The 8,167-nt window shown below is 58.0% G+C and carries 7 protein-coding genes and 1 pseudogene; 4 read left to right on the top strand and 4 right to left on the bottom strand.

Translation table 11 applies throughout. The features are described 5' to 3' along the window. The first annotated feature begins 104 nt into the window (after positions 1-104). Positions 105-2,549: a hypothetical protein gene (locus PLJ71_22135; protein HQM51388.1), complete on the top strand. Its 2,445-nt coding sequence runs from the start codon at positions 105-107 to the stop codon at positions 2,547-2,549. Positions 2,550-3,105: 556 nt separating this feature from the next. Here the strand turns inward: PLJ71_22135 and PLJ71_22130 are convergent. Then, entirely contained in the window at positions 3,106-4,209 is a 1,104-nt protein-coding gene (locus PLJ71_22130) for a heparan-alpha-glucosaminide N-acetyltransferase domain-containing protein (GenBank protein HQM51387.1), read from the bottom strand. 225 nt (positions 4,210-4,434) lie between these two features. Here PLJ71_22130 and PLJ71_22125 point away from each other — a divergent pair, with 225 nt between their 5' ends. Next, the gene (locus PLJ71_22125; protein HQM51386.1) at positions 4,435-4,914 is read left to right on the top strand and encodes an integrase core domain-containing protein; all 480 of its coding nucleotides are present in this window, start codon (positions 4,435-4,437) and stop codon (positions 4,912-4,914) included. Positions 4,915-5,056: 142 nt separating this feature from the next. Here the strand turns inward: PLJ71_22125 and PLJ71_22120 are convergent, their stop codons facing one another. The 3 genes and pseudogenes from PLJ71_22120 to PLJ71_22110 form a co-directional block, all read right to left on the bottom strand. Then, complete coding sequence (locus PLJ71_22120) at positions 5,057-5,923, bottom strand: lysophospholipid acyltransferase family protein (GenBank protein HQM51385.1); 867 nt, start codon at positions 5,921-5,923, stop codon at positions 5,057-5,059. Then, entirely contained in the window at positions 5,920-6,204 is a 285-nt protein-coding gene (locus tag PLJ71_22115; protein ID HQM51384.1) for a hypothetical protein, read from the bottom strand. The genes PLJ71_22120 and PLJ71_22115 overlap by 4 nt, the downstream gene beginning before the upstream one ends. Before the next feature lie 192 nt (positions 6,205-6,396). After that, a pseudogene (locus tag PLJ71_22110) lies at positions 6,397-6,783 on the bottom strand (transposase). A 330-nt stretch (positions 6,784-7,113) separates the two neighbouring features. On the opposite strand from PLJ71_22110, the gene PLJ71_22105 reads away from it, so the two are divergent. Both PLJ71_22105 and PLJ71_22100 read left to right on the top strand, forming a co-directional pair. Beyond that, positions 7,114-7,704 carry a class IV adenylate cyclase gene (locus PLJ71_22105; GenBank protein ID HQM51383.1) on the top strand — a complete coding sequence of 197 codons (591 nt, stop codon included), beginning with the start codon at positions 7,114-7,116 and terminating at the stop codon, positions 7,702-7,704. Between the two features lie 14 nt (positions 7,705-7,718). Further along, on the top strand, positions 7,719-8,167 hold a 449-nt coding region (locus PLJ71_22100; protein HQM51382.1), incomplete at its 3' end, for a class I SAM-dependent methyltransferase.

The raw sequence follows: 8,167 nt of genomic DNA, 5'->3' as shown, positions 1-8,167 counted from the left end.
CCATGGGAATATCTCGTCGTCTCTTTATCCAAAGCGGAGTGTCTGCTGCCGGGGCGGCAATTTGGGGTGTCGCTGCACCGGCGCGCGCGGAAGAGGAGTACGCTGTGTCAAATCAGGGAGACGTCTCAGGCGCCGTTGTCATCTGCAATCATTGGACGCAGTATGGGATAGGGGAAACCTTTCCTGAGGGGGAAATCCGGGGGCGTTGGTACCGGAGGAATTTCTCCACCGTATTCGGACTGGAACAAGGTCGTCGCTGGCTGGAGTTGAGTCCGCAAAACCGGGTGTGCCATGAATTCGATGCATATTTCCTTGAAGCCTTGGCAACCGAGGACGCTGAATACCTCGGTATAATCCGCAACTTGATTGACCGTAGGGTGATGGAGTTGCCTGGGGGGACCTTCGGTCAGGCTGAATCGCAGGTATTTGGCTATGAGTCTGCCCTCCGGCAATTAACTTTTGGCCAAGCCACGTATCAGCGTCACTTGGGGAGGAGCGTTGACACATTCATCGTGGAGGAACAGAACTTCTTCCCTCAACTGCCTCAACTCTTGAAGCTGGCAGGCTTCAAGTACGCGAGCATTCAGTTTCAGAATTCGGGCACCCCCGACGTGCTGCCTGACGACATTATCTTGTGGGAGGCGCCGGACGGCACGTCGATCCCAACTATCCCGAATCATCCGGGCCTCCTGTCCTGCGCGCGCCAATGGAAGTCTTATGACGAAGTCTTGGCGCAATTGGCCGGACGCGGCGCGCCACTGGTGTTTCAATGGATAGAATTGTGGCCCCCCGGCTTGGATTGGGGTGCGTCCATCGCGCCGTACGCTGAGGCCATATACGCGCTCGAGGCCAAAGGATTCCGTCAGATGCTGCTTACGGAATACGTCGAATGGGCACTCAAGCGATGTAAAGCACGGCGAGTCCGCATTCCCCTGGACCGATCGAACTACAACAACAATTTCTTCCAAGGTGGCTGGGGGTACGAAAACGAGAAGACCACGCGGGGAGCCAACCGCTGCGAGAGTCTGTTGCTGGCCGCAGAGACACTATGTGCCGGAGCCAGCGCGCGGCATATTGTCAGACAGCTCGGGAACCGGTTGCGGGAACTCTGGTCGCGCGTGCTGGTGTCCCAGAATCACGATCCCTATCTGGCGGGGTCCGTACCCGCCTACATTGACGGACTGAGGTCGTTTCAGAGCGAACTGGCTGTGAAACAACTGGCGGCGGTATTGCAGAACCTTCGGGAGGAAGGACATATAGACACGCCGCTATCACCAACCGAAGAATCCTTCCGGATTTTCAACCCATGCCCGTGGCAAGCGACTTCGCCCATCCTGCTTGAGTTGGACAAGACCGTTTGGCCCAGCCACGGCTTCCAGTTGGCACATGACACATCAGAGGAGTCTCTGGCTGCGGTTTTCCGCTCCGATAACGGCAACGTTCTTGTTGGTCCCGCCATCGTGAAAATGGCGCCTTTCGAGACGCGAGACCTATGCCTGAGGCCTGTGTCGGACAAATCCGAACAGCCCCGAACGAGTTCGCCAAGGCTGACGCCAAAACGGGAAGGTCATGTGTGGGAGACGGCACAGGATGGGTTTGCAGGGGTGGAGTTTGAGCCGCTGGTCGGTGAATGGCGCCAAATCCCATCTTATTTCGATTCCATGCACCCAAACATCAACGTAGAGGCGGCCTATACGCGAATCGAGGAGGCCCCTGTTGCGCTGACGTTGCGGAGAACGTCTGATGATATGGACGTCGCAGTTTGGCGCGAAGATTTGATGCGGATCCGCGAAGTGGAAGAACCGGCACTGTCTGTGCAGGGACTGGTCTTCGCGGGCGAAACGGCGACACCCTTCGTTCAATTCAATCATCGCCTGACGAGTACGATCCGTTTCAATACGGGCACGAGGCCTTCGGGCACATGGCGATTTCGGATCAGGGTAGCCGCAACGGGACCGAAGATTTTCGCCGACTCACCTTTCTCCGAGGAAGAGCGTCGAAGAGACACCTTCTATTGTGCCCGCTACATTCGTATCGAGTGGCCGGAGCGGCATATTCTATGGTGCCCGTCGCAAAACACGCTGTTCCGTCACGTCGAGGACCCGGGCGCTACCATCATCGAATGCACGGTGTTTGATTTCAGTTTTACGGGCACGGCCAATTGGGACATGCGGTTCCATGCCGCCTGCTCATTCTCGACCGCGGACTCCATGCGGTTGGCTGAAATGTTTCACCGACGGCCGATCCGGATACCGACAACGGCAACCGCGGGCCGCGTCGCGGGCATCGCCGCCGATAACCCAAATGTCCTCATCACGCACGTCTTTCCCGCGGGCCGGGGCGCGACGGCCGTGAGAATGCTAAACGCTTCTCACGAGATGCAGCAGGCAGTCGTAACATTGCCTGGGCGTTTTGCGAACGTAGCTGTTGCCGACCTGGGTGGCAACGGATTCCAGGGAGCCGCGTACCTTCCAACCGATTCAAACCATCAATGGCACTATGAGTTCCGGCCGTGGGAAATCGCTACCTTCCGCATGAAATGGGCGTAGCATTTCCACGGTACTCTTCAGTCGGGACTGTTGAGGGCGAACATGGCCAAAGTCGGGCGAGCGCCCCGTCGTACTCGCGGTCGAATCGTACAGACTCGTCGCGCAATCGGCGCCACATAGCGTCAGTAGGCCGCGTACGGTAAAAATATTGGGCCCTGAAAAGTGTCCCACTAACGTAGCCTTTCCAATTCCCGCTGGACCTAACAAGAACGGCGCGCGCAAGCGATACTTCGAACGGTCTGCATGGGCAGAAAGAACGCCACATACACAGACTGAGCGAAGTGTGGACACACAGTACGGTTGCGCGTCCGCCAAACAGGAGGAAGGCTACAGAAAAGAAAATGGCATGCATAACTCCGCATACCGTATAGAGCTAAAATTGGTAGCGCTGGCGGGGTTCGAACCCGCGGTCTTATATGGCCTTGGGCTTGGGATTAGAGTGCCATAAACGTGTTGACGCAATTCGTGCTGTCTTCCTCCACGTATCCTATGGCATTTCTACGACTCGCTCACAAGAAATTGCATTAGCTGTGGCCGGATAGACTTCACACTACAGTCAGATCTTAATGTAGATTCTCTTCCGGTGCATGTAGTAAGCCGCGCCGGCGAAGATGCCCCAGAAGACTGCGAAGCCGACAAGAGCGACGACTAACGACAATTGTTCGGGAGCAAAGTCCTCGGCGACGTCGAGGAACAGGCTCTGGACGATGTAGATGATCAGCGGGTTCGCGCCAACAGATGTGAAGGTCGGAATTGCGAGATTGAGCCTATCGCAAATGAGGTAGAACGCCAGCACCTGGAAAAAGCAAAGCCCCGCCGCCCACAACGGGAAAGGCACAGTCATGTACCGGGCCGAGAACGGCCAGGCCGCCTTCACACCGAGCCATTCCATGCTAAATACCCATGCGAGAATACACAGTCCCGCTCCCCAGCCAAGGCAACTGAGCACGAACTTCTTGTTGTTTCGTTCCGCCAATAGATCGTAAGCATGGGAGCCAAACAGCAGTAACAGCACCCAACTCATCGGACCCAGCGGGCCGCCGTTTAGGCTTGTCCCAAACAGCGCCTCGTTCAAGGGGACAAGACGTACAAGTAAGGGCACGTACTTTGGGTCTTCCAGCGAGAATTTGCCGTGAACCGACCACGTCCCATAGGAGGTGAACATGTGGATGCATTGGAACGCAGCAACAAAGGCAAAGGCGGCGACAACGCGTGTGCGAGGCCTCTTGTCAATCAGCATGACGGCGAGCAGCCCCGCCAGGCCGATATCCATCAGGGCATCCCAATACCATCCGGCGTAGATGGCAAAGGCTATAAGCACCAGCATGGAATATCGCTTGACGAGGGACTTCCGCGTCTCCCAGACACCAAGCTGCTCGCATCTCCGTAACCACGACAACCGCATGCCCATGCCGACGACAAACACAAACAAGGGAGCGATCGTGTCGGCATAGGTAAACGTAGTCGTGTGGTGACTTATCTGATAAAGGCATGACTCGAAGAAACCCTGTATGCTTGATCCTTCTAGGTGGGATTTCACGGGTTCGAAGAAGAGCCCTCTGGCATTGACCAGCAGCATGCCGAAAATCGCATAGCCGCGAAGTTGATCGATACATGCAATTCGCTTCGATTCTCTAGTACCTGTTGCCGGGTTGGTCATGCAAGGACACTCCTGGTTGACTTACCTGGACAGATTAAGGCACACCGAGGTCAACTCGCGCAAAGTCACGATGAATACTCTCTCGCGAACGCCAAACTAGCTGCAATTGTCACAACGAGCACTGAGCCTATGTTGTGAACGATGGCTCCCACGGTCGGCGTGAGGTAACCGTTCCCCAGCGGTGGCGGGATTCGAACTCGTGATCCAGATACCAAAGACGTTCTCCTGCGACCCAAGAGCCCAAATTTGAATCCACAGCTGGAGCGCTTCATGCACAGCATGAAATGCGAATGCCTGAACCGGATGCTGTTCTCCGGTGAAAAGTCCCTGCGCAAGGCACTCACTGAATTCAATGCATACTATCACGAGGAATGCAATCATCATGGGCTCGACAACACTTTTGTTGTGCCGGGCAAAGAAGTCGGGGGAACCGATAAGAAAGTTGTCTGCCGTAACCCCTCGACGGCATGCTCCGCTACTACTACCGCCAAGCCGCTTGATCAACTCCCCCTCGTGCTTTCTGTTTCGCAGGCAAACTATGCTTACGCCATGCGTTCAAAGACAGTAGCACGAACCCTCGCGCACGAAACCGGCAAATCACGATTGAAAATCAAACCGACAATCGGTCTTAAACAGCCCGTCTCACAAGGCTGTGAGCATCGGCTGAATTTCCTTGCCATACGCGTTCCATGTCTGGGTTCGTGAGGGCATACACGGGTTCGCGCATGCCCACGCACGCACATATAGAGGTAAGTTTCCCCATCACCATCAAGAGCCCAGGCCGACATGCCATCCGCGTGGGGGATCGGGAAACATCCATCGCGGTGGCGGAGTGAGCGCTGGACGGTCACTTCACCGGCGTGAACCGCGCGCGAACCGCATCGCGCAGCGCGTCGGCAAGCTCGAACTTGTCCGTGCCGTTGATGGGGTGCTCGCCAAACGTGATCACGACGGTATACGAGGAGACGCTCAGAAACCGCATAAGGTAGCGCTTTATGGAGCGCTCCGGCCCCCAGACGGCCAGCTCGGATTCCGGGATCTCGCCGTCCGGCGTGCGGAAGTAGGGATCCGGGCCGAACAGGATACACTGCGACGGAGGGGGGCAGTCGTCGGGCGTGCGATAGGTAATCGTGGCGCAATAGACCGGCATGCCGGTAATGACGGCGGCCTCGAGCAGCGCGCCTCGAAACCGGCGGATCTCGCGGCCGGGCGACACGATGGCCTCCGGGCACATGAAGATGCTGCCGCCGCTCTTGAGCGTTTCCACCATGAGGCCGACCACGCGGGGGGTGTCTTCGCGCTTGCGGTACACGAAGATGGGTTCGAGACCGCGGATGATTGTTCGCACGATGGGCATGGTCTGGATCTCGGCCATGCTGACGTAAGTGCAGTCGAAGAACCGAATCATGGCGAATCCGTCTGTCCAGACGACGTGATTGGACACGAGAAAGCAGGGCTTCTGCGGGGGACGGCCGTGCACTTGGACCCGCATCCCGGTAATGGCCCCGACTCCGCAGGCCCAACGGACCGCAAACCATCGGTGCAGCTTGCGCACGAGCGGCCTCGAGAACACGCGCACGGGGAGGCTGGCACAGACCGCGAGGTAGCAGATTACCGTCCACGCGAGCAGGGCGCACAGCCGCGTGACAACGCGCAAGGGACGGACGGCCTTCACGCGAGGCGCGGCAAGGGCACCCGTCGAATCATCTGTCATTGAGTCGTTCCTTTGGGGGTGCGCCGCGGCGGGCCAACGTTGCCCGCTACGGAAACGGTGCGTATTATGCCATCCGCCGAAGCGCCGGCCAAGGCCGGCGCGCAGAGAATGCCATGGCTATGAACGACGCGCCGCCGGTCATCACCGTAAACTGCCAGGTTCAGCGCCCACAGCATGCCGCCGTCTGTATGCTTGTCGAGGACGACGGGGTCGCCTTCATTAACAACAACCGACATTTCCCATATGACCTTGTCCACGACTATCACGGGTACGGTAGTCACATTATATATTCCCGCTCACGGTCGCTTTCCACACCATTCTCGCTATGGATGCTGCCATCACGGCCGCTCATGGAAGCCTTCTCCTGCTGAATACGGGCCAGCGAGGGCGCACTTCGCGGCTGTTTGTGCAAATGCCGACACACCGGTGCCTCCAATCTTGTCCTGCGCGTATTCCTGGCATTGCCGGCTCAGTCATGCCCACGCGGGCATCAGCGGCCCGCGCCGCCGAATCCGATGGAGACTCGCTTCGAACAGTCGCCGGGGAATGGCCGCCTCGGCCATCTGAAACGCGACGTATCGCGCGTGCGCCACGACCTTGGCGTCTGTCTTGACCGGCTTTTCTCTCAGCATGGTCCGCGGCCAATGCTCTACGCTCCGGGCTAGCGCCAGTCTACGAAGGAAGTTGCCCAGGTTGTATGCCAAGGCAAACAATTGCGGCCGCACCTGGTTGTCTACGAAATCGTGGCACGAAAGCTGAGTCCATTTCGCGGCGTTCTTGTCTTCTTTGATCCACTGCTCCGCCGTGCCGCGTCCGTTCTAGAACTTCACCACCCCCTCCGCGCTCCGACTCAGGCAGGAACCTGCGTCCCAGCGCCTGGGCCACCTTGTTGGCCGCGTGCGTCTTGGCGCACCCGTGATTGCCAATGAGCAACAGTGGGTCGCCGGTGAGGAGAGAAGCCAGAATAAGGTTCTCGTCCGCTTCCTTCCAGCCAAAGATACCGAGTTGATTCAGGATCATGGTGCGGGTCTCCTTTAGCTGGTTAGGGGAACCTGAAAACAACACAGAGCGGAGCCATCCGCCAGGGAATGGACTCTGGGGCAGGGACCGAGAGCGGAATGAGGAAGGGAGCTTGACGTATCACACCTATTGCAATATTCTCTTCTCGGGCGAATCGGGGGAAGCTATGGATGCCAGAGAACGTGGAGATTAAGGCACGCTTGTGTGGTGATGTCGCGTCGGCGCGGGAACGTGCGTTGGCACTCTCAACCAAGGCCCCCAAGGTGATTGAGCAGGAAGACACGTTCTTCTGCGTACCACGGGGCAGGTTGAAGTTGCGTGTCTCGAACGCGGCGCCAGCCGAGTTAATCTACTATGAGCGTGCCGACGAGTCCGGCCCGACCCGGTCCATCTACTTCGCAGCCCACATCGACGACCCGACGGCAATGAAACGCGTGCTCCAAATGAGCTTGGGGATACGCGGCGTCATACGCAAAACGCGCGAGCTATTCCTGGCATCCAATACAAGGATTCATATCGATGACGTTGAGTCGCTGGGCCGGTTTATCGAGCTCGAAGTGATGCTGGCAGGGGAAAGCGAGGCTGCGGGTCACAAGAAATGCCGCGAGATGATGCATGCGCTGGGTATTGACGAGGCGGCTCTGATTGACTGCGCTTACATCGACATGTTGGAGGGATGTATCTCCCAAGCAGTATCTGATAAAGCAGCCCTTCCCCTTAACCGCACGATGGGCCCTGACCCAATCAATTCACACCCGTAAGGAGGTTTTCCACAATGGACATCCCACGGATATTCAACATCGCTGAAAGTGCTCACCGCATCCACGACCCGATCACACCGGAAAAGCTTGCCACTCTCGGCGCGGCGCTGCGTCTGGAACCGGGGGCCCGAGTGCTCGACCTCGGCAGTGGTTCGGGGGAGATGCTGTGCACCTGGGCACGCGATCACGGCATCATCGGCACCGGCATCGACATGAGCCAGTTGTTCACCGAGCAAGCGAAACTCCGTGCTGCGGAACTCGGCGTCGCCGGCCAAGTCAAGTTCATCCATGGTGATGCTGCCGGCTATGTCTCTGACGAGAAGGCCAGCGTGGCAGCCTGTGTCGGTGCTACTTGGATCGGCGGGGGAGTCGCCGGCACGATAGAGCTTCTGGCGCGGAGCTTGCGCACCGGAGGGATCATCCTCATCGGCGAGCCCTACTGGCGGCAGTTGCCGCCGACGGA

Source organism: Candidatus Hydrogenedentota bacterium (assembly GCA_035416745.1).
Classification (GTDB): Bacteria; Hydrogenedentota; Hydrogenedentia; order Hydrogenedentales; family SLHB01; genus UBA2224.
Note: the sequence above shows the minus strand (reverse complement) of the source record. Positions and strands in the feature narration are given on the sequence as shown.

Bases quoted from the DNA above. Each gene is read 5' to 3' on its own strand.
- PLJ71_22130 (HQM51387.1), bottom strand. From the start codon at position 4,209: ATGACCAACCCGGCAACAGGTACTAGAGAATCGAAGCGAATTGCATGT.
- PLJ71_22120 (HQM51385.1), bottom strand. From the start codon at position 5,923: ATGACAGATGATTCGACGGGTGCCCTTGCCGCGCCTCGCGTGAAGGCC.
- PLJ71_22105 (HQM51383.1), top strand. From the start codon at position 7,114: ATGCCAGAGAACGTGGAGATTAAGGCACGCTTGTGTGGTGATGTCGCG.